We start from the raw sequence: 24239 nt of genomic DNA, 5'->3' as shown, positions 1-24239 counted from the left end.
CGCATAGGAGAAGCTAGACATGAGGCACAACAAGAAGAGGGGCATGAAGCTCGGCACCGATGCCAGCCACACCAAGGCAATGAAGAAGAGCCTTGTCTCTGCCCTGCTTGCTAACGATCGCATTAAGACCCTTGAGCCGCGCGCCAAGGCCATTCGTCCCGACGTGGACAAGGTCATCACCTGGGCCAAGAAGGGCGACCTTCACTCCCGTCGCCTTGCCATCGCGAAGGTTGGCGACAAGGAGATCGTCCGCGAGGTCTTTGAGAAGGCCGCGCAGGGCATGTGGGCCGACCGCAACGGCGGTTACACCCGCATCATGAAGCTTGGCCCCCGCAAGGGTGACGGCGCCGAGATCGTCATCATGGAGCTCGTGACCGAAGCTGTCACGCCCAAGACCAAGGCTGAGCCCAAGGCTACCGTGACCAAGGTTGCCGCGGCGCCTGCCGAGGAGCCCAAGGCTGAGGAGGCCCCTGCCGAGGAGCCCAAGGCCGACGAGCCCGAGGCCGAGGAGAAGGCCGAGTAGGTCTGCCCCAGATACGGTAACGAGAAGGACCCCAGCCCCACGGCTGGGGCCCTTTCTTGTGTTTGGGGCCGTTGGCCCTCGTGGTAAGCTCCATGCGTAAGCTATCAAATGTGGAAAGCGAGCTCTCCTCACATGCAAGAAGCACCATACAGCCCTGCAACACTGCAAAGGCCAAGCCGTACGGAACGAGAAGTCCCCCTGGTTGATGGAGGGCCCGCAGCGGGAACCCTGGTGCTCTGCGTGGGTTATCGTGGGGCTGGTTTTGCAGGATTTGCCGAGCAGCCGGGCATGCGGACGGTCGCGGGTGAGCTGAGGCGAGCTCTCTCGACCGTTTTGCGTCGCGATGTTGAGCTTGTCTGCGCTGGCCGGACAGACTCCGGCGTTCATGCGCTATCGCAGTATGTGAGCGTCCCCGTGAGCGAGGGGGAGCTGGCCATTACTGGTCGCACGCTCTCGCGCTCGCTCGTGGCGCTTACGCCGGACGACATCTCCATTAGGGGGCTTTACCGCGGTGACGCGCTTTTCTCGGCTCGATTCGATGCCACGTCGCGATCGTATCGCTACCGCATAGCTGCGGGAGACGCTCGCCCCGTGCTTGCCTGGGATCATGCTTGGTGGTATCGCGGAGGCCTTGACGTTGCGGCCATGCAGGAGGGTGCTGCCTGCCTGGTGGGGGAGCATGACTTCAAGAGCTTTTGCAAGGCAGCTTCGGCCGAGGGCAAGCCCACCAGTCGCTTCCTGGAGCGCGTGGCTGTTTCGCGCGTTGAGGAGGCGGGAGAGCCCCTTGTGGCCATAGACGTTACGGGTAACGCGTTTCTCCACAACATGGTGCGCACCATCGCGGGCACCCTCGTCGAGGTGGGAAGGGGGCACCGTGACCCCTCCTGGGTCTCTCGGGTGCTTGCAGCACGCGACAGGGCGGCTGCCGGGCCATGTGCTCCCGCGCAGGGACTCACGTTTGTCTGGGTAGAATACCCCGACGGACTTCTCGAGCCCTGGGCCTAGCCCAGCGCCTGTTGTTTTGGAGGATATGCTTTGGACATGCTCGTCGACGTGATTGCCGAGTCGGTGCTCGACACCCTCGAGCTGGTGCCGTTCTTGTTTGTGACCTACCTCGCCATGGAGGCGCTCGAGCACTCCACTGGGGGTCGTATGCAGGGCCTTGTTGCGCGCGCAGGCCATGCCGGCCCCGTTGTGGGCTCACTTCTCGGCGCCATTCCGCAGTGCGGATTCTCGGCCATGGCTGCCACGCTCTTCTCGGGCGGCGTCGTGACCGTGGGCACGCTCGTTGCCGTTGTGCTCTCGACTTCGGACGAGATGGTGCCGGTGTTTCTTGCCCACCAGGAGCCCGTGGGGCGTCTGCTCTCGATCATGCTGCTCAAGGTGGTCGTGGGCATTGTAGTAGGCCTTCTGTTGGATGCGTTCCTTCATGCCGTGCGTCACGTGGGAACCCCTCAGCCGCATATTCACGACCTCTGCGAGCGCGCGCACTGCCACTGCGAGGAGGACGAGTCTGCCGAGCAGAGCGCGCCTGTCGAGCAGGGCGCCGGCGACGCCACACACGGCCATCACCACCATGGTCACGGCCACTGGGCCATCGTGCGCTCCGCTGCCGTCCACACCGTGCAGGTGACAGGCTTCATCCTTCTCGTCACGTTCTTGTTTGGACTGCTCATCGAGGTCATGGGCGAGGACTCGCTGGCCCAGCTCCTGGGGAGCCACCCCGTGCGCGCCACCTTCCTGGCAGCCCTTGTGGGGCTGATTCCCAACTGTGGCGCATCTGTCGCCATCACCGAGCTCTACCTTGATGGCGTCCTTGGTACCGGTTCCATGATTGCGGGCCTTCTCGCTTCGGGTGGCGTTGGGCTGCTCGTGCTCTTCCGCACCAACAGCAACGTGCGCCAGAACGTGGCCATCACCGCCTTCGTCTATGCGGTGGGGGTCGTCGTGGGACTTCTTGTGTCGGCTTCAGGTATGCTCTTCTAGATGCCGGGGTGCCCGGCTCCAGGTGTTGGGTGACGGGAGGGATTCCATGGCCAGACAGCGCGAGCGATTCGAGAGGACCGACGTCCCCCGTGACAATCCGCACCGCAACACCATTGCAGCCGTTGTGCTGGTAGTGGTCTTTGTTGCCGTTGGCGTTGTGGTCTCCATTGCGTGGCGGCGCGCCCAGGCGCAGTCGCACCTGGGGGACAGCAACCTGAGCTCCTCGGTGAGCAAGACGTCCACGGTCTCTGATCTGGGCTATACCGTCTCGAGCGACTCGTTCATGGGGGTCCTGCTCCTCACGACAGACAACTTGGACGCCTCGGAGACTGGTGGTGCCAATCTCTCCTCGGCGGAGCTTCTGGTCTACGACGAGACTGCTGCAACGGGCAAGCTCGTCTCCATCCCCACCGACGTGAAGGTCTCCTACAACGGACAAGACACCACGCTGGCAGAGCTCTTCAACAGCTCCGGCTCCAGTGCCTGCGTCTCTCCGCTCTCCACGGCTGCCAACCTGCCAGTCACGCACGTCATCGTCTCGACAAGCGAAGTGTGGGACGAGGTGCGCTCGCTCTCGGGTGCGGGTGTGAACTCGCTCATCAGCCGTGCGTCCGACTTCCTCTCGTCCATTCGCACCGACATGTCGTCGCAGGACATCCTCGATTTGGCCGAGAAGGTCCAGTCCGCGGGGACCGACGGCCTTGCCAAGGTCGACGCGCCCGTGGTGGATGAGACCACCACCGACGAGAGCGGCAATGCCGTCTCGACAGGCTATCGCGTGATTGACCAGGCGTCGCTCGGCCTTGCCGTGGGCACGCTCGTGAGCAACGAGGGCTAGGCCCCTGCCTCCGCGAACGTCCCGGTATAAGCGGCGAATGGCACTGGCGACTTTGACGCTGTGTCCCTCTCCTGGGCTTTATTTGTAGTAATGGTAGTTGCCCCCGATTGTCACGCTGGCTTCACGAACGGCTGATACCCTTTCGTCAACAGTTGGTTGGGGCTGTGAGGCAGCCCACTGGGACGGTCTTCGGGGAGGAGAGTCGCGCCAGGTTATGCCGAGCACCATGCACAGGGAGCCTATTGTCTCGGTTGTTATCGCCGCGCGCGATGACGCTGCCACGATACGTCGTGCCCTCGAGAGCATCCAGAACCAGACGCTGAGAAGCCATGAGACCATCGTGGTCGATGACGGCTCGACGGATGGAACGCCGGGCATTGTTGACAACATGGCGCAGAGAGACCTCACCATTTCGCTGGTGCAGGCTGACGGCTGTGGCCTGGCGGCTGCGCTTGACCTGGGTATGTCCCGTGCACGTGGCCGCTACCTGGTGTTCTTTGACGCAAACGGCTGGGCCAACCCTGACATGCTCGCAGACCTGGTTGGCGCGGCGGAGGAGTCCTCGCTCGAGCTTGCCATTGCGGGCTACTCGGCGACCGTCGTGGGCGACGGACGCCACCAGGATTCCGTCGAAGCAAACCAGCCCGCCTGCGTCTTTCCCACGCAGCACGACTTCCGCGCGGGTGCCTGGCAGCTCTTCGAGGGCAACCTTCTCACGTCGCCCTGCGCCAAGTTGTTCCTGCGCTCGCGCGTCGAGCGCCTGGGCCTCTCGTTTGCCGATGGTGACGGCGACTGCACTGATGCCCTCTCCTTCATTGCTGGCTACGTGCGTGACGTCGAGCGCGTGGGCCTCACGGGCAACGTCCGCTATCACGTGGAGTGCCGCTCGCTGCAGCGGCTGCCGGGCTTCTCGGTGCGCGACTATCGCGCACTCGAGCGACAGTACGGAACCCTTGTGGGCGTGTACCATCACTGGGGGCTTGACGGCGATCCCACCAGCATGGGGCTCATTCAGAACCGCTACTTCGAGTGCCTTGTGGATTGCGTGGCGGGCGTCTTCTCCGATCGCTCCGGCCTCTCTGCGGCCGAGCGTCGCCAGTTGGTGGGCGAGATGGTCTCCACCGATCGCGCGCGCCTTGCCGCCGACGTGGCGCGTCCCCGCGGCGTGGGCGCCAAGGCCATGCAGGGGCCCATCAGGTCCGGCAACGCCGGCCTTGCCTACACCGAGGGGTTTCTCGCCTCGTTCATGAAGCGCGGCGGCGAGAGGGGCCTGGGCCCGTTCTGCACGTCGCTGTAGGGGCAGCCGCGGACGCTGGGGCTTGCCCATGGGGCCGCTGCTACTCGCCCTCGCCGGCGCGACCCCTGCGGTGCCGCATGAAGCTCGTGATCGAGAACCACGTGTAGCTGGGGCTTGTGTGTCGCAGGCGATACCACACCTCGCTTGCGGCGGCTGGCAGCATCGAGAGGCGGCCAATCTTAGGGTCTGGCCGGCCCGTGAGCTCGCAGTAGAGCCGCTTGGCGGCTGGCGTCACAAGCGGCTGCTCCATCACCAAGTCGTAATCGAGCCGCTGGTAGACGGCTGTGACCGCCTCGCGCACGCCAGGATGGTCCAGCCCAACCGCGTCGATGGTGAGCCCGCAGTAGTTGATGCCGCGCTTGGTCTGCGCCGAGAGCACGCGCCTGTCCGTGACGCCCAGGCTCTCGACGATATCCTGCATGTCGTTCCAGCGCTTAATTGGCAGCAGGGGGTCACGGCGCGTGGAGGCGACGAGCTTCTCCTCTGTGTCCTCGCGGTAGTTGTAGTAGGGGCGGTTTACGTAGGCTATGCGATCCGTCTGGCAGAGCGTCTCCACCAGGAAGGGATTATCGGCCCAGGCGGCGCCCGGGTACTCGCGAAAGCGGATGTGCTTCTCGTCCAGAAAGGCCTTGCGGTAGAGCGCGGTCCAGATTGAGGGGTGGTGCTCGAGGAGGGCGACGCCGTCTCCAATGGCAAAGGGCTGGCTCGGTGGGTTCACGCGGTCCTGGTACAGGCAAACCGTGCGCAGCTCATTGGGGGTGCCGGCGTTGAAGATACGCCAGTAGGACGACTTCACAATGTCAACCGGGCCTCCGTCGAGCGAGTCTGCAAAGGCGAGAAGGTCGCCAAACATGTCGCCCGTGAGGTAGTCGTCCGGCTCGACAATGGCCACGTAGTCGCCGGTGGCGGCATCAATGCCGGTATTGCACGCGGCCCCGTATCCGGCATTGGGCTTGTCGATAACGCGTACGCGGGGATCGTGCGCGGCATGCTCTCGCATGATGTCCAGCGAGCCGTCTGTCGAGCCGTCGTTCACGCAGATGACCTCGATGTTCGCGAACGGCTGCATCTGGATGCTGGTGAGGCACTGGTCTAGGTAGCGCTCCACGTTGTAGGTGGGGACCACCACCGACACCTTGTGCGAGAAGCGCCTGCTGTCCTTGGACGTCCTGCTTTCTGGTTTCGTGGCTTCCACGTGACCTCCCTGCCGCCGACCGCCACGGTGCGTCCGCGGCCGTACCCTATAATACAGTGACTCGACGCGGTGCTGGCGCATTGCTCGCCCGCCCGGGACGTGCCACGAATGTCATGCCGACAACCGCAGCCTTGGATGGGATATGGATCGTCTCGCAATCGTGATAGTAACCTTCAAGCGCCAGGAGCTTCTCGGGTGTCTCTTTGACTCGATTGCGGGGCTTACGGTGGCGCCATGGCGCATTGTGGTGGTGGACAACGAGAACTCCACCAAGACGGCGCAGATGGTGGCAGACTTCTCCACACGCCTTACGGAGCAGTGGGGTCAGACGTCCTCAGAGCCCGATTCTGACGGCGGCACGGAGCGCGTGGTCTACGACCCGCAAGAGACCAATACCGGCGGCTCTGGTGGCTTCTCAGAAGGCGTGAGGCGTGCCTTCGAGCTTGGGGCCGAGTGGTTCTGGGTCATGGACGACGACGTTGCCGTGCTCCCCGAGGCTTTGGAGCGCCTGGAGCCGTGGTCGGCCCACTACGACGTGGTGCAGGGCCAGCGCTACGACTACGACAGCACGCCCTTCTTCTGGCAGCACCACTTCATGACGTCACTGTGCATCTACAACCCGCTCTCGCGCGCGGGCTTCAACGGTGCCGATCACTTGGACGTAAACGTCATGTGCTTCGAGGGCGCCCTGTTCAGGCGCTGCGTGGTCGAGAAGATCGGGCTGCCCGACTACCGCTTCTTCATCTACTACGACGACGCCATCTACGGCTACCTGGCAAGCAAGGTGTGCCAGCCCGTGCTGGTGCCGGACTACGTGCTGCGGCGTACGCGCGAGGTGCGCCACCAGGAGGTTGGTGCGTCTGGCGTGCGGCAGATCTCCTCCACCTCCGACATGACCCGCTACTACATCATGCGCAACCGCGGATACATGGCGCGCTACTTCATGCTGCACGGCGACTACAACCCCGTAGGGTATGGCTTTGGCACGTTCCTCTCGTTTGCAAAGGAGTTCCTGCGCCTGGTTCTGGTTGACCGAGGCCACTTTGGCCCCAGCTGGGCCAGGCTCTGGGCGGGGTATCGCGACTCAAAGAAGGCGCTGCACGATCCCGCTTGGAAGCCCATGCCGCCCTTGGCGTAGGCGTTGGCGCTACCTGCATCCTGAGGCTTATTTGAACTGTGACGCTTGCCTTACCGCAGCCTGACAAGCGAGGGGACGGGCCTTTACGCGCTTGGCATCGTTGTCTTTGGGGTGACATGCGCGGCGTGTGGAACGGTTACCGTGCGTCCCATGGCTCTTCGCAATAAAGACAACGCCGCTGGTCAGCCGCTTGTGCTTCGTGCGATTACTTCTCGTACATCGTAAGGTGGACGTTGGGGTTCTCAAGCGCCACTCGAGCTACCACGGCGCAGAGGGTCCCAAAAAACGCCCGGCGCTTTGGGTCGGGGTCGTCGCGGTAGCGAACGACGTCGACGCGGGTGCTCTCGGTCATGTCGCCAAGGCAGTCCTCTAGCGCGGCGAAGTTATTGCCAAAGTAGCTAGGAAACCTGAGCTTCTTTGCAATCTGCTGGAATATCTCCTGCTCAGAGGCATCGCTTGCCTCACGGATCTTCACGGTTGCCACGGCTCCTCCTAGTAGAGCTGCTCAAAGGTCTGGTAGTGGTCTGGCGTGTAGTACACGAGGCCATCGTTGGAGTACACAATGCGTTCTGGACCGCGATGCCCGCCCTGGTAGTTAATGTCGCATTCGTGCCAGGTGCGTCCCGGAGCGTCCGGCAGCGCACCGTCATCATTGTAGAAGACGCTGCCGCCAATGCTCTTGCCCGGGCAGACCTTGTCGAGGTTGCCCTCCTGCGGGTTCCACCCTGCCTCGCGGGCCCTTGTCTTCGAGATGAAGTTTGATGGAAGCTCTCCGTAGGTGTGCAGGTAGAGTGCCACGTCCTCCTTGCTGGTGTAGCTGCCGTCGCGGGAGATTGCGGTGGCTTGCGGCTGGTCTTGGGAATCCGCCTGTTGAGCGGTGCCGCTGCCGCAAGCAGCAAGAGAGAGACTCAGCACTACTGCCGTGAGCGTGATGGCGAGCGCATGTGCAAGGTCGTGAAGCTTTCCCAAGGGTCCTCCCTGCGGCGTGGCGTTTGGTTCTTCTCGATTGTATGTGGGCTGTCTCCGGGTCGTTGCAGCGGGTGTCCCAAAGCTACGTGATTCCCCGCTGGCTGCATAAAAACGCTCTATCGAACGGGATTATGGAGACTGATGCACAAAAACGCCCTATCGAACGGTGCCCCCCGCGCAATGACATCAAACTTCAAATCAACGTTGCATGTAATTGCATATATTCATAGAAATATGTATATTCATGCAAATAATATTCAACTTTTGATGAGGATGCGTGGAGGAAACCGTTCGATAGGGCCCTTTTGTGCAGCCGGAAGAAAAATCCCGTCCGATAGGCCATTTTCGTGCACTAGTGCAGCGAGCTTTCAATCGTGCGCCGCTTTCCTGCAAGCCGAGGGCTCTGCAACTCGCTGGCCGAGGACGCCAATTATTGAACGTAATTCCTGATATTTACGGTGTTTGCCCAGTTACAGCTAGCCTGACCCAAGAATTTCGTGCGAAAACGACTGCTGGGGATAGTTCTGCGCGGCGATGCTCCATCCCGCCGTGCGTTGCTCGCCCACTGAGAAAACCTGCGGCTTAATAGCAGTGCCTGAGAAAGCCGCAAGTCATCTGCCTGCAGTTATTCTCGGCATCGCATGAGCCCAGCTGCAACTAAGCCGCAGGTTTCCGCTGCATTTGGGTGTCTTGGAGGCGAGGCTCCACCGCGGGGGCTACCGCAGACAAGAAACGGGCCCCGAGGCCAGATGGCCTTGGGGCCCGCGAACGCGGCAAAACCTACGAGAAGCGCTGTGCTACTCGGCGGTAAGCGTCTCGGTGATGCTTGCTGCGGCGGTCTTGCCGGCGCCCATGGCCAGGATGACCGTTGCGGCACCGGTGACGATGTCGCCGCCAGCCCAGATGCGGGGGTTGGAGGTGCGGCCGTTCTCGTCAGCAACGATGTAGCCCCACTTGTTGAGGTCCATGCCACCAATCTTCTTGGCGAAGGGGTTGGCGTTGGTGCCAATGGCGGAGATGGCCACGTCGCAGGGGATCTCCTCGATGGCGCCCTCGATGGGGATGGGGCGACGACGGCCAGAGGCGTCGGGCTCGCCCAGCTCCATCTTCTGGACCTTCACGGCGCACACGTTGCCGTCTTCGCCAGCGATGAACTCAAGCGGCGAGACAAGCGGCATAACCTCGACGCCCTCGGCCTTGGCGTGGTGAAGCTCGGCGCGACGGGCGGGCATCTCGGCCTCGGTGCGGCGGTAAGCGATAATGGCGCGCTCGGCACCCAGGCGCTTTGCCGTGCGGACAGCGTCCATGGCGACGTTACCGCCACCAAAGACCACGACCTGCTTGGCGTGCTTGGTGGGGGTGTCGTACTCGGGGAACTTGTTCGCCTTCATGAGGTTCACGCGGGTGAGGTACTCGTTGGCGAAGTACACGTTGGGCAGGTTCTCGCCGGGGATGTTGAGGAACTTAGGCAGGCCGGCGCCAGTTGCCACGTAAATGGCATCGAAGCCCTTCTCGCCCAGGAGCTCGTCGGCATTGGCCAGGTTGCCCATAACAGAGTTGAACTCAAACTTGACGCCCAGCTCCTTGAGGCCGTCGATCTCGCGCTTGACGACTGCCTTGGGCAGACGGAACTCGGGAATGCCGTAGACAAGCACGCCGCCGCCGGTGAAGAATGCCTCGAAGACAGTGACGTCAAAGCCGTTACGCGCAAGCTCGCCGGCGCAGGTGATGCCGGAGGGGCCGGAGCCAATGACGGCGACCTTCTTGCCGTTTGCGGGCTTCATCTGCGGCTTGCTGGCAAGCTCGGGCTGGTCGCCCAGGAAGCGCTCGAGCTGGCCGATGGCCACGGGCTCGGACTTCTTGCCGCGGATGCAGCGGCCCTCGCACTGGTTCTCCTGCGGGCACACGCGGCCGCAGATTGCGGGGAGCATCGAGTCCTCGTGGATGATGTCGAGAGCGGCGCCAAAGTCCTGCTCGCGAATCTTCTCGATGAACTTAGGGATCTTGATGTTGACTGGGCAGCCCTCGACGCAGAGGGGCTTCTTGCAGTCCATGCAGCGCTCAGCCTCGGCCAGCGCCATCTCCTTGGTGAAGCCCTTGTCGACGGGGCGGAAGTCGTGGGCACGCTCCTCCGCCGGCTCCTCGTTGTCTGGGGTGCGCGGGGACTTCATGTCGGGAACAAAGCGACCGTTTACCTGTGGCATGCGCAGTTCGCCTCCTCATAGGCCTTGAGGGCCTGGCCCTCCTCGGTACGGTATGCAGCCTGACGCGCGCGCAGGTCGTTCCAGTCGACCTTGGTTGCGTCGAAGTCGGGACCGTCGACGCAGGCAAACTTGGTCTTGCCGTCGATCTCGACGCGGCAGCAGCCGCACATGCCCGTGCCGTCGACCATGATGGGGTTGAGCGACGCGGTGATGGGGGTGCCGTACTTCTCGGCCGTGAGCGTGGAGAACTTCATCATGGGGACGGGGCCAACGCAGAAGACCTCGTCGACGGCCTTGGCCTGGAGCAGACGCTCGAGCGGGGCAGTGACCACGCCCTTCTCGCCGTAGGAGCCGTCGTCGGTGGTGATGTGGATGTGGTCGTCGGGCAGAAGCTCGCGGAACTGATCCTCGAGAAGAAGCAGGTCCTTGGTGCGGGCGCCCATGATGGCGTGAACCTCGTGGCCGGTCTTCACCAGCGTGCGCGCAACGGGGTACGCGATGGCAAGTCCAACGCCGCCACCAATGACGCAGGTGGTCCCGGGGGCCATGACCGTGGGCTGTCCCAGCGGGCCGGTGACGTCGAGAATGGCGTCGCCGGGCTCGTACGTAGAGAGCATCTTCGTGGTCTTGCCGACCACCATGAAGATGAACTCGACCCAGCCCTCCTCGGGGTTCCAGTCCGCGAAGGTGAACGGCACGCGCTCACCGGTCTCGTTGGCGCGAACCATGAGGAACTGGCCAGCGTGTGCGTGCTTGGCCATTTCCGGCGCCTCGATGCGGAACTTGAACACCTTCTCCGAGAACTGCGTCTTTTCGAGGATCTTATACATGAAGCCTGACTCCTCTCCTAAAGCCGCTTCAGACTTGACCCCGAGCGGAGATGCCCAAGGCCTACCAACGTCTTAGTTTAATTGTTGGTTGAACTGTAGATTACCCTCAACAGCGCCTACATGATTTATCGCAGCAGGTTTTTTTATCGCAGCAGGTTTTGAGGCGAGCGGTTGCTCGTTGCCGGAGCTAGCGTAGGGCGTCCGCGGGCATACCGTCTCTCACGACCTGCTCGCAGAGAGACGTCGCGTCCTGGGCCAGAATGAGGAACTCGTCCAGGAAACCGCCCTTGAGCTCGCGCAGGACGTAGTCTGCCACCTGCATCTTTCCGGGCGGACGACCAATGCCGCAGCGAACGCGCGAGAAGTCCCTCGTTCCGAGCTTGTTAGCAATGGAGCGCAGGCCATTGTGGGCATTAAGGCCGCCGCCCCACTTGGCGCGCACCTCTCCCGCGGGAAGGTCAACCTCGTCGTGCACCACCAGGATCTCTGCGGGGGTCACGTGCTCCTGTCGCATGAGCTTGGAGAGCGGGCCGCCGCTCGTGTTCATGAAGTCCTGCGGTTTGGCGAGAATGACCTCGCGTCCGCCGATGAGGGCACGGGCAACCATGCAGCCGGCCTCGCTCTTCCAGTAGCGCGTGCCGGCGCGCTCGGCCAGCACGTCGACGGTGGCAAAGCCAATGTTGTGACGCGTGCGCTCGTACTCTGGGCCGGGGTTGCCCAGGCCGCACACGAGCCGGATCTCCTTGGGACGCGCGGACATGACGCTCCTCTCGTCATGGTTGCTTGCGGTTACGGTAAGGGTAACGCAAGCGGTGTGGCAACGTTGAGAAGCGCGTGCTAGGCTTCTCGGCTGTTGCCGCCTTCTGAGGGGGATTTGTTCGTGGAAGAGACTGTGACTGGCGTTACGCCGGGCCGTGCGCGTCTGTGCGTGGCCCTTCTCGTGCTCATGGGCTTTGCGCTGGGCTGCTCGGAGTTCATCGTGATTGGCATCGAGTCAAACCTGGCAAAGGAGATGGGCGTCTCGCTTGCCACTGCCGGCCAGCTCATCAGTCTCTTTGCGCTGCCGTACGCGGTGATGACGCCGGTACTCGCCCTGGCGACGGGCCGCTTTAGGCGCTACTCCGTCATGCTGGTCTACCTGGTCCTCTTTTGTTTGGGCAATGCGCTCTCGGCGTTCGCGCCAAGCTTTGGCGTGCTGCTTGCGGCGCGCGTGTTGTGGGGTCGGTCTCCGGAGCGCTGCTGGCGGTTGGCGTGACTTTCGTCCCCGAGTTGGTGGGTGCCAAGAGGTCGTCCGGCGCGCTCACGCTGGTGTACGCCAGCTACTCGGTGGCGCTTATTGTGGCGACGAGCGTTGGCAAGATCCTTGCGAGCACGGTTGGCTGGCACGTTGCCATGCATGGAGCGTTTGCGCTCTCGCTTGTGGCCAGCGTTCTTCTCGCCGCGTTCATGCCGAGAAGCGGCAAGACCGACGAGCCTGCAACCGCACGTGAGCAGGCGCGTCTCTTTGGCGAGCCCAGCATCATTGCGGGCATGCTGGTGTTTGTGTTTGGCATTGGCTCTGTGTACACGTTCTACGGCTATGTAACGCCGTACATGGAGCAGGTGCTGGGGATGGATGCCGTGGCCGTGAGCGGGGCGCTCGTGGTGTACGGAGTCATCACGTTTGGCTCGAACCTGCTGAGCGGCTGGGTCGACATGCGCTTTGGGATTAAGGCGCTGGTTGCGGTCTTTCTCGCCCAGGCTGCGATTCTCGCGGGGCTGTATGTGGCGGGCTCGTCGATGCCGGGCTCTCTGGTTCTGGTGATGCTGCTGGGACTGGTCATGTACGTGGCGTCGATTCCCAGCGTGTCCCACTTCATGGACGTGGCGCGCAGGCGCTACCCCAAGGCGCTCACGCTGGCCAGCTCGCTCGAACCGCTCTCGTTTAACGTGGGCATTGCCTTTGGCACCTTTGTGGGAGGCGTCGTGGTCTCTGGCCCGGGGATCCGCGCGGTTGGCCTGGTGGGGGCCGTGCTCGCCGTGGTGGCAGCGGCGCTGGTGGGTGTCACGCTGGCGCTCACGAAGCGCGAGGAGTCGCGCGGATAGGGATGGCGTCGCCGGGAGGCTGCTATTGTTGCCGATTGCGTCAAACAAGCGCTCCGGCGACTTTTTGTCTCCGGAGGGGCCAAGGTGATGCAAAACGCAACAATGACGCCTCCTCGGCGACTGTTGCCGTTGGCGTCGGGGCGAGACCTGCGTATGCCATCGCGTTCGGAACGTGCCCTCTAGCGCCGTCTCCTACCGCACGGCGCGGTCGTGGTTCACGGGCCGATAGAAGAGCTTTGCCACCTCGGCCGGTTCGCGTGTCTGGCCGAGCGCCCACATGGTCTTTGCCACCAGGGCCTCCGTGGTCATGTCGTCACCGCGGAGGATGGCCGGCTCGTTGGCATACGCGCTCCCCACCTCATAGACGCCCAGGTCAAGGCCCTCCTCCGAGACCTGCGTGGTAAGCACGATAGTCTTTCCGCAGTCAATCCAGTCAAAGATCGCCTGCTCGAAGTGGGCGCCCTTGCACTCCGGGATGCCGCCAATGCCAAAGGTCTCGAGAATCACAGCGTCGTAGTCTGGTCCCAGCGCGTCGAGGATCCCCGGTCCCAGGCCCGGCGTGAGTCGCACCACAACCACGTGCTCGTCCAGCCGATCGTAGACGCGCGGCCGTCCTGCCCGTGCCGCCACGGGCGTGCCCGCTGCAGTGGGGATGGTCATTCCCTCTCGGCCCTCCCGCACGATGCGGTCGTTGCGGATGATGGCGGGCAACGGGTAGTTTACGCTGGTAAACGCATTGAAGCTCATAGTGCGCTGCTTGTGGGCGCGCGTCCCCACAATGACCGAGCCGCCAAACACAATGGATACGTCGTGCGAGTCGTCGTCGGTGGCGTAGAGCAGCGACTGGTACAGGTTGAGCTTGGCATCGGTGAAGGGGTTTGCCATGGGTTGCTGCGAGCCCGTGAGCACAATGGGCTTGGGGCTGCCCTGGATGAGGTAGGAGAGGGCCGCCGCCGTGTAGGCCATGGTGTCCGTGCCGTGCAGCACCACAAAGCCGTCGTAGTTGTCGTAAGCATCCATGATCGTGGCGGCTATGCGCTTCCAGTCGCTGGGGCGCATGTTGGTCGAGTCGATGTTCATGGGCTGAACGATGTCCAGGTCACACAGGCCGCGTGCCTGCGGAACGTAGCCGGCCAGTTCCTCGCCCGTGAGTGCAGGGGCAAGGCCTGTGCCGTCTGCCTCGGGCATGGATGCAATGGTGCCGCCCGTGGCCACCATGAGGATCCTCTTCATGCGTTGCTCCGTTCGAGAAGTGCGCCACTGCCGAGAAGCGACGGCGATCGGCCGCCAGGCGGCGGCCCGCAGTCCGGCGCCTACGCCTCCGGCCTCACCAGGATAGGGATGCTGTCCAGCTTGTCCGCCGTCGCCGCAGGCAGGTAGACCGTCAGTCGCGCGCCGCCGGTGGAGAACTCCGCCCAGCCTTCGCTGTCAATTGTGACGGTGCCGTCGACGCCCAGCACGCAGCGCCAGGTCTCACCCGCGTGCCCCGCACCCACGCACATGAGCTTTGTTGCGTTGCCCGCGCGCGTGGAGAGAAGCACCGCCGCGCCGGAGACGCCGTGCCGCGCCGTGCCCTCGCGCGTCCAGCCGATAAGGTCCTTCTCGTCAAACCAATCGCGCTGCTCGCCGTAGGCAAAGCGACGGCGTACCTCCATGAGCAGCTCAAGCTCGGGGACGGCGGGAATCTGGTCGTTGGGGAGGCCAAAGAGGTCGCCCATGAAGACGCAGGGATAGCCTGCCTCGCGCAGCAGGATGAGCGCATAGGCAAGCGGCTTGAACCAGGGCTCAACTGTGGACTCGAGGGCCTGGTCGGGCTGGGTGTCGTGGTTGTCCACAAAGGTCACGGCATGGATGGGGTCCACGCTCACCAGGCTCCCGTCCAGGATGTGAGTGAGGTCTATGTCGTCACCGGCGGTGGACGCGTGGTAGAAGTTGAAGTGGAGCGGCACGTCAAAGAGGCTCATGGCGCCCTCGCGTCCCAGGTAGCCCCGCAACTCGCCCACGTTTTGTGACCAGTACTCGCCTACGGCAAAGAGCTCCTTGCCGGTCTTCTCGCGCATGCGGGCAAGCCAATCGAGGTAGAACGAGCGACTCATGTGCTTCACGGCGTCAAGCCGCACGCCGTCCACGCCCGTGAGCCCCAGGTACCAAGCGCCCCACGTGGCCAGCTGAGCACGCACGCGGGGGTCGTCGAGGTCGACGTCGGCACCCATGAGGTAGTCGTAGTTGCCAAGCTCGTCGCTCACCTCGTGGGACCACTCCTTGCCCACAAAGCGGTAGACGCCGGTTGTGCCCTCGAGCTCATCGTAGTCGACGCCGGTGAAGTCCGTGATGCCCCACTGGTAGCGGTCAAGCTTTCCGGCACGCCCCGGGAACTCGAAGCGCGTGTAGGCACGAATCTCGCGCGGCTCGCCAATGGACTTTGTTCGGTCCTGGGCGTCGCACTCCTGTGCCAGCACCAGCTGCGTGCCGTCGGCACCCATGCGGTGGTTGAGAACAACGTCTGCCAGCACGTTGACGCCCTGCTCCTGGATGGCGTGAATGGCCGCCAGATACTCGTGGCGCGTACCGTACTTGGTGCGCACGGATCCCTTCTGGTCGAACTCGCCCAGGTCCCAGAGGTCGTAGACGCCGTAGCCAACGTCCTCGGCGCCCGCCTGCCCCTTGTAGGCAGGCGGCATCCACACCGAGGTAAAGCCCTCCTCCGCGAAGCGCGGGGCCATCTTGGCGAGACGCCGCCAGTGCTGGCCGTCTGCTGGGAGGTACCAGGAGAAGGCCTGGAGCATGAGCCCGTTCTTCGTGTTGATCGCCATGGGCGCTACTTCCGAGGCTTGATGCCCAGGCGCTCGCGGCGGGCGATGGCGTAGCCCTCGACGTTCTTCTGCTGGCTGCGCTCGATGGCGAGGGCGTCGTCGGGCACGTCGTGCGTTATGCAGGAGCTGGCCCCTGTGATTGCGCCGGCACCGATGTTGACGGGCGCCACCATCATGGTGTCAGAGCCAATGAAGGCGCCGTCGCCGATGGTGGTGTGGCTCTTGTGCACGCCGTCGTAGTTGCAGGTGATGGACCCGCCGCCAATGTTCACGCCGGCACCCATCTGCGTGTCGCCAATGTAGGAGAGGTGCGGCACCTTGGAGCCCTCGCCCACCACGGAGTTCTTGAGTTCCACGTGCGTGCCGGCCTTGGCGCCGCGCAGCAGGTGGGTGTGGCCGCGCAGGTAGGCGCGGGGACCGCAGTTGACGTCGTCGTCGATGGCGGAGTCAACGATCACGGTCTCGTCCACGGTGCAGTTGTTGCCCACCGTAGCATCTTCAAGGCGGCTGTTGGGGCCAACGGTGCATGCCTCACCCACGGACGTCTTGCCCCAGAGGAAGGTCTGAGGGAGAAGGACGGTATCCTTCCCGACGATGGCCTCGGGGCCAACCCAGACCTGGTCGGGGTCAAGCATCGAGACACCCGAGCGCACGAGGCCCTCGTTGATGCGGCGCTGCATGATCTTGGTGACCTGCGCCAGCTGGACGCGGTCGTTCACGCCGAGAAGCTCCTCGTAGTCGTCGCAGTGGACGGCCGAGACGGGCTCCCCCATGCCAACGTAGATGCCCACCATGTCGGTGAGGTAGTACTCGCCCTGGGCGTTGTCGTTGGTGACCTTGTCGATGTTGGTCGAGAGGCGCTCGCCGCAGAAGCAGTAGGCGCCGGCGTTGCACTCGAGGAGCGTTGCGCGCTGCTCGGGCGTGCAGTCCTTGTCCTCGATGATGGCGCGCACGCCGCCGTCCTCGATGAGCACGCGGCCGTAGCCAGTCACATCCGGCGGAGTCATGGTGAGCAGCGTGCAGGCATTGTGACCCGTGCGCGTGGCGTCGACCAGGGCCGATATGGTCTCGGGGCGAACGAGCGGCAGGTCGCCGTTGAGAACTACCACGGGGCCGGTAAAGCCGCCGAGGGCGTCGCGCACCACGCGCACGGCGTGGCCGGTGCCCAGGCGCTCGGTCTGCTCGACAAACTCGACGTCCTTCTCGTCCGCAAAGTACGAGCGAACCTCGTCGGCTCCGTTGCCCACCACCAGCACAATGCGATCAACGCCTGCCTTGCGGGCGGCATCGACGACCCACCAGGCAAGAGGCTTGTCGAGGACCCTGTGCATGACCTTGGGGTGGTGAGACTTCATACGCGTTCCCTCGCCGGCGGCAAGGACGATCGCGGTGACGGGCATGGCTGCCTCCTGTGTTCGTAGTGATTTTGGGCCTTCTGGCCGCTCCGGCGAGTGCCGGGAAGATACATGACGGTCCCATGATAGCTCAGGCATGTGCAGGGCCCGAGGGCCAGCGCCGGCCATGGCACTAGCTACGCGAATGTCCGCTGGCCTTTGCGCCGAGAAACGCCGCAAGCGCCACCACGGGCAGGCTTGCGGGCGGGAAGCAGAGCGCAAGCACGCAGGTGGAGAGCAGCCACTTTCTGGTTGCGGCTCCTACCAGGGCGCCCGTCGAAAGGGCGACGGCGAGCATGGGGTCGCCTCCGGTGATGGCGGCAACCGCGTATCCGGCGGCAACGCCGCAGAAGATGTTGGGGAAGAACTCGCCGCCAACCCAGCCGGTCTCCTCGCAGAGCTGTGTCAGGGCAAGCTTTGCCACGCAGGTGGCAAGCAGCACCCCGGCGCTCATGTCCTGCCAGCTGCCGAGAAGGACCACCGTGCCGGACTGGCCCGAGAAGAGCACCTCCGGCAGCGCCATGGCAACAAGCCCCAGGACAACGCCGCAGAGAATGGCCTTGGGAACGGTCTTCATGCGGCCGCACGCCAACTTTGCCGCCTTGCCGGCGTACGCGGCGACACGCGCGAGCACCCACCCAAGGGGAAGTGCAAGGAGCGCCCACAGCGCATTGGTGCCCAGCCCCAGGTAGTCGATGGCATCAAAGCGCGGGAAGCCGGAGCCAGGGCCAAAGAGGTGGGAGACTCCGAGTGCCCCGAGCACAAAGCCCGCGGCGGCCATTGCCCAGAGCAGGGCTCGTGGCCCGCGGCTGTAACGACGTCCCTCGTCGCTTGCGGCGGGGGAGAGTGCCTTCCACGCGGCAACGAGCGGGTGCGAGGCGTTGCGCGCCGCAGCCACGCCAGAGCGCCGCATGCCGTGCATTGCCATGGTGCCCAGCGCTGCGGTGAAGCCCGAGACACCGGCCTCGGGGCCAACGGCGCCGCCGAAGGCAATGGGCAGCGCAAAGAGCACCAGCGCCCATGGCCAGCTCTTCACCTGGTAGTCGCCCTCGGTGCGGCAGTGGCCAACCACCACGCCAAGGGTGTCAAGCGAGAAGCCCGCGTGGCTGGTGGCAACGCCCACGAGGACGCCACCCAGGGTGCAGAGAAGCACCGGTGCCACTGCGCCCAGAGGCTGGGGGAGTGCCTCGGCGACGCCCTCCCAGACAACCTCCTGGAGCAGGTCGACCGCCTTCAATGTGGCGAGGCAGCCCGCGCCCACTACCACGCCCGCCAAGAGTGCCCAGAGCAGCAGAACAAGGGCCGCGCGCAACAGAGCGACGCCGCGGGGGGCCTCCTCCGCGGCGTCGATGATCCTCTTGTGTGTTTTGGGCTTCTCGTCCGGCATGCGTCTAGACCTCGGAGTGGCCAGCTGCGCCCTGCGAGACCGAGTTGTTGGTGTAGACGTTGTAGATGCAGGTTGCCAGGGGCTCGGCGATGCTGATCTGCTTGATCTTGGAGCCAGGCTTGTTGGCGGCCTCGCAGGGGATGGCGTCGGTGACCACGCACTCGACGATGGGTGCGTTCTGCAAGCGCTCGACGGCCTGGCCGGAGAAGATGCCGTGGGTGGCAGAGACGTAGATGTCGCCCGCGCCCATCTCTTTGAGCTTGTTGATGGAGCCCACGAGGGTGCCGCCCGTGTCAATCATGTCGTCGTTGATGATGCAGGTCTTGCCCACGATGTCGCCAATGACGCCCATGACCTCGGCGGCGTTGTGCTTGGGGCGGCTCTTGTGGGCAATGGCGACCTCGCAGCCGAGGTAGTCGGAAAGCTTCTTGGCAACCTTGGCGCGCCCCATGTCAGGCGAGACGACCACGGTGTTGTCCCAGTCGAAGTCCTTGGTCTTGAAGTAGTCGCCAAAGTTGTACAGGGCGGTGAGGTGCGTCACGGGAATGTCGAAGAAGCCCTGGATCTGGCCTGAGTGCAGGTCGAGCGTGATCACGCGGTCAACGCCGGCGGCCTCGAGGAGGTTTGCCACCAGTCGGGCGGTGATGGGCTCACGGCTGGAGGCCTTGCGGTCCTGACGAGCGTAGCCGTAGTGGGGGATGACCGCCGTGAAGCTCTCCGCGCTTGCGCGGGTGGCGGCGTCGGCCACGATGAGGGTCTCCATGATGAGGTCGTTCACGTTCTTGCTCGCAATGGTCTGGATGAAGAAGACCTCGTCGCCGCGGACGGACTCCTCAAAGCGGGCATAAATCTCGCCGTTGGCGAACTTCTCGATCTTGAGGCCCTGAAGCTTGAGGTGGAGGATGTCTGCGATGTCCTGGGCGAGCTTGGGGTTGCTGGTACCGGAGTAAAGCTTGATTTCCTTCTGGTAGGTGGTGGGCTTGCTCAGGTCTTCGTACATCGACTGCCGTCCTTCCGTCTGGGACCTATCCCGGCTATTCAGGCTGTTCGTGCCGCAACGATGATAGCGCAGCCAAAGCGCCTGCCGCCACATTACACGCGCGTTTCATGGGTATCCCAAGGCGAGGGGCGTCACTCTACCGTTCGCGGAGAATTCAATGCATCCCAGCTTTTGTACCAGGTGAAGGCAAATGCGAGAAGAAAAATGGCTGGGGTAGTAGGATTCGAACCCACATTCCAGGCACCAAAAACCCGTGTCCTAACCGTTGGACGATACCCCAGTGAGCGTGCCACCCGCTAAGCGGGCTTCTCGGCTAGTGTATCAGAGTGTGGCCGCGCGAGGCGCCGTGCGCTCTCGTGCCGAGAGGGGGATCACATCATGATGAAGGCCATCCAGCGGTTTGGCGGCGCGCTCTTCACGCCCGCCATGCTCTTCGCCTTTGCGGGGGTCGTGGTGGGTCTGGGAACGCTCTTCACCACCGAGTCCATCATGGGGCCCATCGCGGCGGCCGGCACCACCTGGACCAAGTGCTGGACCGTGATTCTCGACGGCGGTTGGACGGTCTTCAACCAGCTTCCGCTGCTCTTTGCCGTGGCGCTTCCCATTGGCCTTGCCAAGAAGCAAGCGGGCCGCTGCTGCCTCGAGGCGTTTGTCGCCTACCTCACGTTCAACTACTTTGTGAGCTCGATGCTCTCTGCCTGGGCGCCCGAGTTGGGCGTTGACTTCTCGGCCAGCGCCGGGAGCGCGGAGGGCATCGCGACCATTGCAGGCATTCGCACGCTGGACATGGGCATTGCCGGCGCACTTCTCATCTCTGGCGTGGTCATCTCGCTCCACAACCGCTTCTTCGATACGCGCCTGCCAGAGTGGCTGGGGGTCTTCTCCGGCTCGACCTTTGTGTACATGGTCTCGTTCATCGTGATGCTGCCGATTGCTGTCGTGGTGGTGCTGGTATGGCCCAAGGTCCAGGTGGGCATGCACGTATTTCAGCAGGTCATCCTCGACGCCGGCACGGCGGGTGTGGGAATCTTCGTCTTCCTTGAGCGCGTGCTCATTCCGTTTGGCCTGCACCACCTGCTCTACGCGCCCTTCTACTACGATAACGTGATTGTGCAGGGAGGCATCTACGCTGCCTGGGCAAACGCCCTGCCGGGCCTTGCGGCCTCCGCGCGCCCGCTTGCGGAGCTCGCACCGTGGGCGTCACTCACGGCCACGGGCTGGTCAAAGCTCTTTGGCATTCCTGGCATCGCCGCCGCGTTCTACGTTACCGCCAAGCCCGAGCGCCGCAAGCGCGTGCTGGCGCTTCTCGTTCCCGTGACGCTGACCTCGGTGCTCTGTGGCGTGACCGAGCCCATCGAGTACACGTTCCTCTTTGTGGCGCCCCAGCTCTTTGTGGCCCACGCGGCGCTTGCCGCCTGCCTCTCCATGACGATGAACGCTTTTGGCGTGGTAGGCGTCTTCTCGGGCGGCCTCATCGAGATGTCCTCGCTCGACTTTGTGCCCCTCTCCGCCACACATGGTCAGACCTATCTTGTGGCGCTGGCAATTGGCCTGTGCTTCACGGTCATATACTTCCTGGTTTTCCGCTTCCTCATCCTGCGCTTTGACTTCAAGACGCCCGGAAGGGCGAGCGACGAGGAGGTACGGCTGCACACGCAGGACGAGTACCGAGACGCCCACGGGATGCCGCGCGCGCAGGACGGCAAGCGCCTTGGGGTCGAGAGCGAGAAGCTCGACGCCCACCAGGAGGACGCCTATGCGCTGCGACTTGTGGAGCTTCTCGGCGGCGCCGAGAACATCGAGGGCATTACCAGCTGCGCCACGCGTCTGCGGGTGGGCGTGCGCGATCCCGAGAAGGTCGCGGAGAGCGATGCCTTTGTGGACGCTGGCGCGAGGGGTGCCGTGTGCACGGGCCGTGCGGTCCAGGTGATCGTGGGTCTCAATGTGACGCAGGTGGCAGAGCGCGTCGAGAAGGTCCTGGGCATCGATGGGTGAGGGGCACCCCTGAGAACGCGACCTTGTTGGAAGTTTAAACAAGTGGTTGAATGACAAGGTAGCAAGTTATTTCGGCGAAGATGCGGTGTTGCTGCCGTGCCCGTCCGTACTCCGCCGCTTGGAACGAGAGGCTTGGGACTAACGTGGCCGAGTGCGTGACGGCGTTCTTCGATATCGATGGGACCCTGGGGTGGACCGACCCGGTTGCCCGCGAGCACATGAGCGATACGGAGCGCAAGCTCTCGCCGGTTCCCAGCCCTATCGTTGCAGATGCCATCAGGCGCTTTGTGGCAGCGGGCAACCGCGCGTTCATCTGCTCGGGGCGCTCACCGCTCGACATTCACCCCAAGATGGCTGCCCTGCCCTTCTCGGGAATGGCGTGCCTTGCGGGTGCCTACGTGAAGGTAGGGGACGTCGTACTTCGCGACGTAGCCCTGCCACCCGAGGTGCTTGCCTGCGTGGACGAGGTGCTTCTCGAGACGGGCATGGGTGCGCTGCTGGAGTCTGTGCGTGGCTCTGTTGACGTGCGCGGGGGCACGGCTGGAACGCATTGGCCTTCCCCAGCGAGCGTTGCGGAGGCGCTTGAGCGCATTCCGGGTGGACGTGCGCACAAGGTCGTGCTGCCCACGCCCACGGCAAAGCTTGTGGTCAGCCGGCTTGCCGGAGCGGTGGGCCTCTCGATTATGGAGCTCGAGCTTGGCAACAGCGAGGTCGGCCTTGTGGAGAACAGCAAGAGTGGTGCCGTGAAAGCCATTCTCGACTATCTGGGGGATGCGGGCACCACCTACGGCTTTGGTGACTCCGAGAATGACCTCAGCCTGTTTGAGCAGGTAGACGTGCCCGTTGCCATGGGTAATGCGTCACCGGTGGTAAAGGCTGCGGCCTCGATGGTGACCGACACGGTAGATAACGACGGCGTGGCAACGGCCCTTGCCACGCTGGGCCTCATCTAGGTCCGTCGGATTACCGACGCGATGACGGGAAAGACGCACATTGCTGTTGGGGCCGCGGCCGCGCTTGTGGTTGCAAAGTACGTTCCTGCGGCGCTGACGGCAGGGGTGCCGACGATTGCCGGAGACGCTTCGGCGCTCGCCTGTCTTGCCGCTGGTGCGGCGGGTGGCCTTCTCCCCGATACCGATGTTTCGACGAGCGAGGCTTCGCGTCAGCTGAGAAGGGCGTGGTGGCTTCTCGTTGCTGTGATAGCCGCGACGTTTGCGGCGGATGCCCTGCTGGGGCTAGATCTGGGTGCGCAGACGGTGGCGTTTGTTCGCGCTGCGGGCGTGTATCAGGTTGCCGGCATTGCCGTTATCGTTGCTGTACTTGCTTGCGGGCGGGCCTCCGGACATAGGGGCTTCTCGCACTCGCTTGTGGCTGCGGTGCTGTTCTTTGGCGGGGCGTACCTTGCGGTGCCGGAGATTGCCCTGGCATTGACGGTGGGGTACTTCTCACACCTGGTGATTGACCTTCTCAACAAGATGCCGGAGCGGCTCTTTTGGCCCGTTGCAAAGGGGCAGTCGCTGGGGCTGTGCAAGTCCGCCGGCGTGGTGGACGGTGCGCTTCTCGTCTTGGGCGTTGTCGCGGTGGTTTGCCCTGCTCGCGGGGTGGCTGTAACCGTCACGCAGAGATGTCCCGGGCGCGCTTGCGCGCGCTGGGTTGGCGCCACAAGGGCCGTCGCAGCAGCAAGTGCGTACGAAACCCTCGCTGTGGCGTTATCCCTACGATGCGGGCGCGCCGCTACCTCCTCGACACGGTGGTGAAGCAGAAGAGCTCCGGGTGGTGCCGCACCTGCGTGTACTCGAACATCACGCCGTCGGAGTTGTATGACTGGCTCTCCACCACGGCAACGCAGTTGTAGGGGTCGAGGTCCATGTAGCTACAATCCTCGTCGGTCGCAAGCTGCACCGTGATGCGGCGCCGGCTCGTGAGGATGCGCATTCCCAGGTTGTGCTCGAGATAGCTGTAGACGGACTTCTCGGCCTGCTCTGCGGTAAGCCCGGGAACGGCGGAGGCAAGGAAGTAGTCGTGGTCAATCTGGCGCGCGACGTCGTCCAGCGTGCGCACGCGCACCACGCGCACAAGTTCGACGCCCTCGGCAAAGCCGGTGCGACGTGCCAGGCCTGCGCCACAGGTGACATGTTCAAATGACTTGACCTGCGTACCAGGCACAAAGCCGTTCCTCCGCGCGTACTCGCCAAAGGATTCCACGCCCTCGAGGGATCCCTGGGCGCTGTGTGCCTCTCGCTGCCAAATCACGCGCACGCCGCGGCCGTGCATGGGCTGCACGTAGGCGTCATCTGCAAGCATGGAGACTGCCCTGCGCAGCGTGTTGCGCGAGCACCCATACTCTGCCGTGAGCTCGCCCTCGGAGGGAAGAAGCTCCTGGTACGAGTAGGTACCCTCTTGAATCTTGCCCTTGAGGTCGCGGTAGATACCCTCAAAGATCGCCTTAGGCATGTGGTCTCTCCTCGCTTGCGGACCGCCGGGCCCAGGGGGCGTGGCGGGAGCGGAACATGTGCGGTACCAGATATCCTAGAACTCCTGAAAGCTATTTAGACGAGTAACCGGTGGCCGCTTGCGCCAATATA

21 protein-coding genes, 1 tRNA gene and 1 pseudogene are annotated in these 24239 nt (G+C 63.7%); 10 read left to right on the top strand and 13 right to left on the bottom strand.

Translation table 11 applies throughout. The features are described 5' to 3' along the window. Positions 1-19: 19 nt before the first annotated feature. The 5 genes from rplQ to NVS32_RS01935 all read left to right on the top strand — a co-directional run bounded on the left by rplQ (position 20) and on the right by NVS32_RS01935 (position 4644). Positions 20-523 (top strand): 50S ribosomal protein L17, encoded by a 504-nt coding sequence (rplQ, locus tag NVS32_RS01955; RefSeq protein ID WP_032110510.1) that lies wholly within the window; start codon positions 20-22, stop codon positions 521-523. 108 nt (positions 524-631) lie between these two features. Then, on the top strand, positions 632-1528 hold the full coding sequence (truA, locus tag NVS32_RS01950; RefSeq protein WP_368407202.1) for a tRNA pseudouridine(38-40) synthase TruA: 897 nt from the start codon (positions 632-634) through the stop codon (positions 1526-1528). A gap of 36 nt (positions 1529-1564) precedes the next feature. Then, positions 1565-2509, top strand: coding sequence for a putative manganese transporter (locus tag NVS32_RS01945; protein ID WP_258498623.1), 945 nt, complete (start codon positions 1565-1567; stop codon positions 2507-2509). A 46-nt stretch (positions 2510-2555) separates the two neighbouring features. Continuing rightward, a complete protein-coding gene (locus tag NVS32_RS01940) occupies positions 2556-3347 on the top strand; it encodes a hypothetical protein (RefSeq protein ID WP_032110509.1) in 792 nt (263 codons plus the stop codon). Between the two features lie 214 nt (positions 3348-3561). After that, entirely contained in the window at positions 3562-4644 is a 1083-nt protein-coding gene (locus tag NVS32_RS01935; protein ID WP_117651954.1) for a glycosyltransferase family 2 protein, read from the top strand. A 40-nt stretch (positions 4645-4684) separates the two neighbouring features. Here NVS32_RS01935 and NVS32_RS01930 read toward each other — a convergent pair whose 3' ends face one another. Beyond that, positions 4685-5839: a glycosyltransferase family 2 protein gene (locus NVS32_RS01930; RefSeq protein WP_042088924.1), complete on the bottom strand. Its 1155-nt coding sequence runs from the start codon at positions 5837-5839 to the stop codon at positions 4685-4687. A 142-nt stretch (positions 5840-5981) separates the two neighbouring features. Here NVS32_RS01930 and NVS32_RS01925 point away from each other — a divergent pair, with 142 nt between their 5' ends. Beyond that, positions 5982-6977 carry a glycosyltransferase gene (locus NVS32_RS01925; RefSeq protein WP_032110508.1) on the top strand — a complete coding sequence of 332 codons (996 nt, stop codon included), beginning with the start codon at positions 5982-5984 and terminating at the stop codon, positions 6975-6977. A 205-nt stretch (positions 6978-7182) separates the two neighbouring features. Here NVS32_RS01925 and NVS32_RS01920 read toward each other — a convergent pair whose 3' ends face one another. From NVS32_RS01920 to pth, 5 genes are all read right to left on the bottom strand, one after another. After that, positions 7183-7461 (bottom strand): barstar family protein, encoded by a 279-nt coding sequence (locus NVS32_RS01920; RefSeq protein WP_032110507.1) that lies wholly within the window; start codon positions 7459-7461, stop codon positions 7183-7185. A gap of 8 nt (positions 7462-7469) precedes the next feature. Further along, positions 7470-7946 carry a ribonuclease domain-containing protein gene (locus NVS32_RS01915; RefSeq protein ID WP_042088922.1) on the bottom strand — a complete coding sequence of 159 codons (477 nt, stop codon included), beginning with the start codon at positions 7944-7946 and terminating at the stop codon, positions 7470-7472. A gap of 797 nt (positions 7947-8743) precedes the next feature. After that, positions 8744-10150, bottom strand: a complete 1407-nt coding sequence (gene gltA / locus NVS32_RS01910; protein WP_032110506.1) for an NADPH-dependent glutamate synthase — start codon at positions 10148-10150, stop codon at positions 8744-8746. Continuing rightward, complete coding sequence (locus NVS32_RS01905) at positions 10138-10980, bottom strand: sulfide/dihydroorotate dehydrogenase-like FAD/NAD-binding protein (RefSeq protein ID WP_032110505.1); 843 nt, start codon at positions 10978-10980, stop codon at positions 10138-10140. The genes gltA and NVS32_RS01905 overlap by 13 nt, the downstream gene beginning before the upstream one ends. Positions 10981-11167: 187 nt before the next feature. Continuing rightward, a complete protein-coding gene (pth, locus tag NVS32_RS01900; RefSeq protein WP_032110504.1) occupies positions 11168-11740 on the bottom strand; it encodes an aminoacyl-tRNA hydrolase in 573 nt (190 codons plus the stop codon). 186 nt (positions 11741-11926) lie between these two features. On the opposite strand from pth, the pseudogene NVS32_RS01890 reads away from it, so the two are divergent. Then, positions 11927-13065: pseudogene (locus tag NVS32_RS01890) on the top strand (MFS transporter). A gap of 192 nt (positions 13066-13257) precedes the next feature. Here NVS32_RS01890 and NVS32_RS01885 read toward each other — a convergent pair. The 6 genes from NVS32_RS01885 to NVS32_RS01860 all read right to left on the bottom strand — a co-directional run bounded on the left by NVS32_RS01885 (position 13258) and on the right by NVS32_RS01860 (position 19939). Further along, positions 13258-14298: an asparaginase gene (locus NVS32_RS01885; RefSeq protein ID WP_118100302.1), complete on the bottom strand. Its 1041-nt coding sequence runs from the start codon at positions 14296-14298 to the stop codon at positions 13258-13260. 80 nt (positions 14299-14378) lie between these two features. Then, entirely contained in the window at positions 14379-15878 is a 1500-nt protein-coding gene (locus NVS32_RS01880; RefSeq protein WP_118078215.1) for an alpha-amylase, read from the bottom strand. Between the two features lie 5 nt (positions 15879-15883). Further along, positions 15884-17278, bottom strand: a complete 1395-nt coding sequence (gene glmU, locus NVS32_RS01875) for a bifunctional UDP-N-acetylglucosamine diphosphorylase/glucosamine-1-phosphate N-acetyltransferase GlmU (protein ID WP_258498470.1) — start codon at positions 17276-17278, stop codon at positions 15884-15886. A gap of 127 nt (positions 17279-17405) precedes the next feature. After that, positions 17406-18659 carry a chloride channel protein gene (locus NVS32_RS01870; protein ID WP_258498469.1) on the bottom strand — a complete coding sequence of 418 codons (1254 nt, stop codon included), beginning with the start codon at positions 18657-18659 and terminating at the stop codon, positions 17406-17408. Positions 18660-18663: 4 nt separating this feature from the next. Then, on the bottom strand, positions 18664-19659 hold the full coding sequence (locus tag NVS32_RS01865) for a ribose-phosphate diphosphokinase (RefSeq protein WP_258498468.1): 996 nt from the start codon (positions 19657-19659) through the stop codon (positions 18664-18666). Between the two features lie 205 nt (positions 19660-19864). Continuing rightward, positions 19865-19939: transfer RNA gene (locus NVS32_RS01860), tRNA-Gln, on the bottom strand. 98 nt (positions 19940-20037) lie between these two features. Between NVS32_RS01860 and NVS32_RS01855 the strand changes: the two genes are divergently transcribed. From NVS32_RS01855 to NVS32_RS01845, 3 genes are all read left to right on the top strand, one after another. After that, positions 20038-21654, top strand: a complete 1617-nt coding sequence (locus tag NVS32_RS01855; protein WP_258498467.1) for an alpha-glucoside-specific PTS transporter subunit IIBC — start codon at positions 20038-20040, stop codon at positions 21652-21654. Between the two features lie 143 nt (positions 21655-21797). Then, positions 21798-22607, top strand: coding sequence for an HAD hydrolase family protein (locus tag NVS32_RS01850; RefSeq protein ID WP_258498466.1), 810 nt, complete (start codon positions 21798-21800; stop codon positions 22605-22607). 21 nt (positions 22608-22628) lie between these two features. Then, a complete protein-coding gene (locus tag NVS32_RS01845) occupies positions 22629-23411 on the top strand; it encodes a metal-dependent hydrolase (RefSeq protein ID WP_258498465.1) in 783 nt (260 codons plus the stop codon). Here NVS32_RS01845 and NVS32_RS01840 read toward each other — a convergent pair. Then, positions 23389-24108 carry a GntR family transcriptional regulator gene (locus NVS32_RS01840; RefSeq protein ID WP_032110495.1) on the bottom strand — a complete coding sequence of 240 codons (720 nt, stop codon included), beginning with the start codon at positions 24106-24108 and terminating at the stop codon, positions 23389-23391. The two genes, NVS32_RS01845 and NVS32_RS01840, sit on opposite strands and share 23 nt — an antisense overlap. Positions 24109-24239: the final 131 nt, after the last annotated feature.

It is taken from the genome of Tractidigestivibacter montrealensis, assembly GCF_024741235.1.
GTDB classification, from domain to species: domain Bacteria; phylum Actinomycetota; class Coriobacteriia; order Coriobacteriales; family Atopobiaceae; genus Tractidigestivibacter; species Tractidigestivibacter montrealensis.
This window is presented reverse-complemented; position numbering and strand designations above follow the sequence as displayed.

What these genes read in the sequence shown, in the direction of transcription:
- rplQ (WP_032110510.1), top strand. Translation starts at nt 20, where the DNA reads ATGAGGCACAACAAGAAGAGGGGCATGAAGCTCGGCACCGATGCCAGC.
- truA (WP_368407202.1), top strand. Translation starts at nt 632, where the DNA reads ATGTGGAAAGCGAGCTCTCCTCACATGCAAGAAGCACCATACAGCCCT.
- NVS32_RS01945 (WP_258498623.1), top strand. Translation starts at nt 1,565, where the DNA reads ATGCTCGTCGACGTGATTGCCGAGTCGGTGCTCGACACCCTCGAGCTG.
- NVS32_RS01940 (WP_032110509.1), top strand. Translation starts at nt 2,556, where the DNA reads ATGGCCAGACAGCGCGAGCGATTCGAGAGGACCGACGTCCCCCGTGAC.
- NVS32_RS01935 (WP_117651954.1), top strand. Translation starts at nt 3,562, where the DNA reads ATGCCGAGCACCATGCACAGGGAGCCTATTGTCTCGGTTGTTATCGCC.
- NVS32_RS01925 (WP_032110508.1), top strand. Translation starts at nt 5,982, where the DNA reads ATGGATCGTCTCGCAATCGTGATAGTAACCTTCAAGCGCCAGGAGCTT.
- gltA (WP_032110506.1), bottom strand. Translation starts at nt 10,150, where the DNA reads ATGCCACAGGTAAACGGTCGCTTTGTTCCCGACATGAAGTCCCCGCGC.
- NVS32_RS01905 (WP_032110505.1), bottom strand. Translation starts at nt 10,980, where the DNA reads ATGTATAAGATCCTCGAAAAGACGCAGTTCTCGGAGAAGGTGTTCAAG.
- pth (WP_032110504.1), bottom strand. Translation starts at nt 11,740, where the DNA reads ATGTCCGCGCGTCCCAAGGAGATCCGGCTCGTGTGCGGCCTGGGCAAC.
- NVS32_RS01885 (WP_118100302.1), bottom strand. Translation starts at nt 14,298, where the DNA reads ATGAAGAGGATCCTCATGGTGGCCACGGGCGGCACCATTGCATCCATG.
- NVS32_RS01880 (WP_118078215.1), bottom strand. Translation starts at nt 15,878, where the DNA reads ATGGCGATCAACACGAAGAACGGGCTCATGCTCCAGGCCTTCTCCTGG.
- glmU (WP_258498470.1), bottom strand. Translation starts at nt 17,278, where the DNA reads ATGCCCGTCACCGCGATCGTCCTTGCCGCCGGCGAGGGAACGCGTATG.
- NVS32_RS01870 (WP_258498469.1), bottom strand. Translation starts at nt 18,659, where the DNA reads ATGCCGGACGAGAAGCCCAAAACACACAAGAGGATCATCGACGCCGCG.
- NVS32_RS01865 (WP_258498468.1), bottom strand. Translation starts at nt 19,659, where the DNA reads ATGTACGAAGACCTGAGCAAGCCCACCACCTACCAGAAGGAAATCAAG.
- NVS32_RS01855 (WP_258498467.1), top strand. Translation starts at nt 20,038, where the DNA reads ATGATGAAGGCCATCCAGCGGTTTGGCGGCGCGCTCTTCACGCCCGCC.
- NVS32_RS01845 (WP_258498465.1), top strand. Translation starts at nt 22,629, where the DNA reads ATGACGGGAAAGACGCACATTGCTGTTGGGGCCGCGGCCGCGCTTGTG.
- NVS32_RS01840 (WP_032110495.1), bottom strand. Translation starts at nt 24,108, where the DNA reads ATGCCTAAGGCGATCTTTGAGGGTATCTACCGCGACCTCAAGGGCAAG.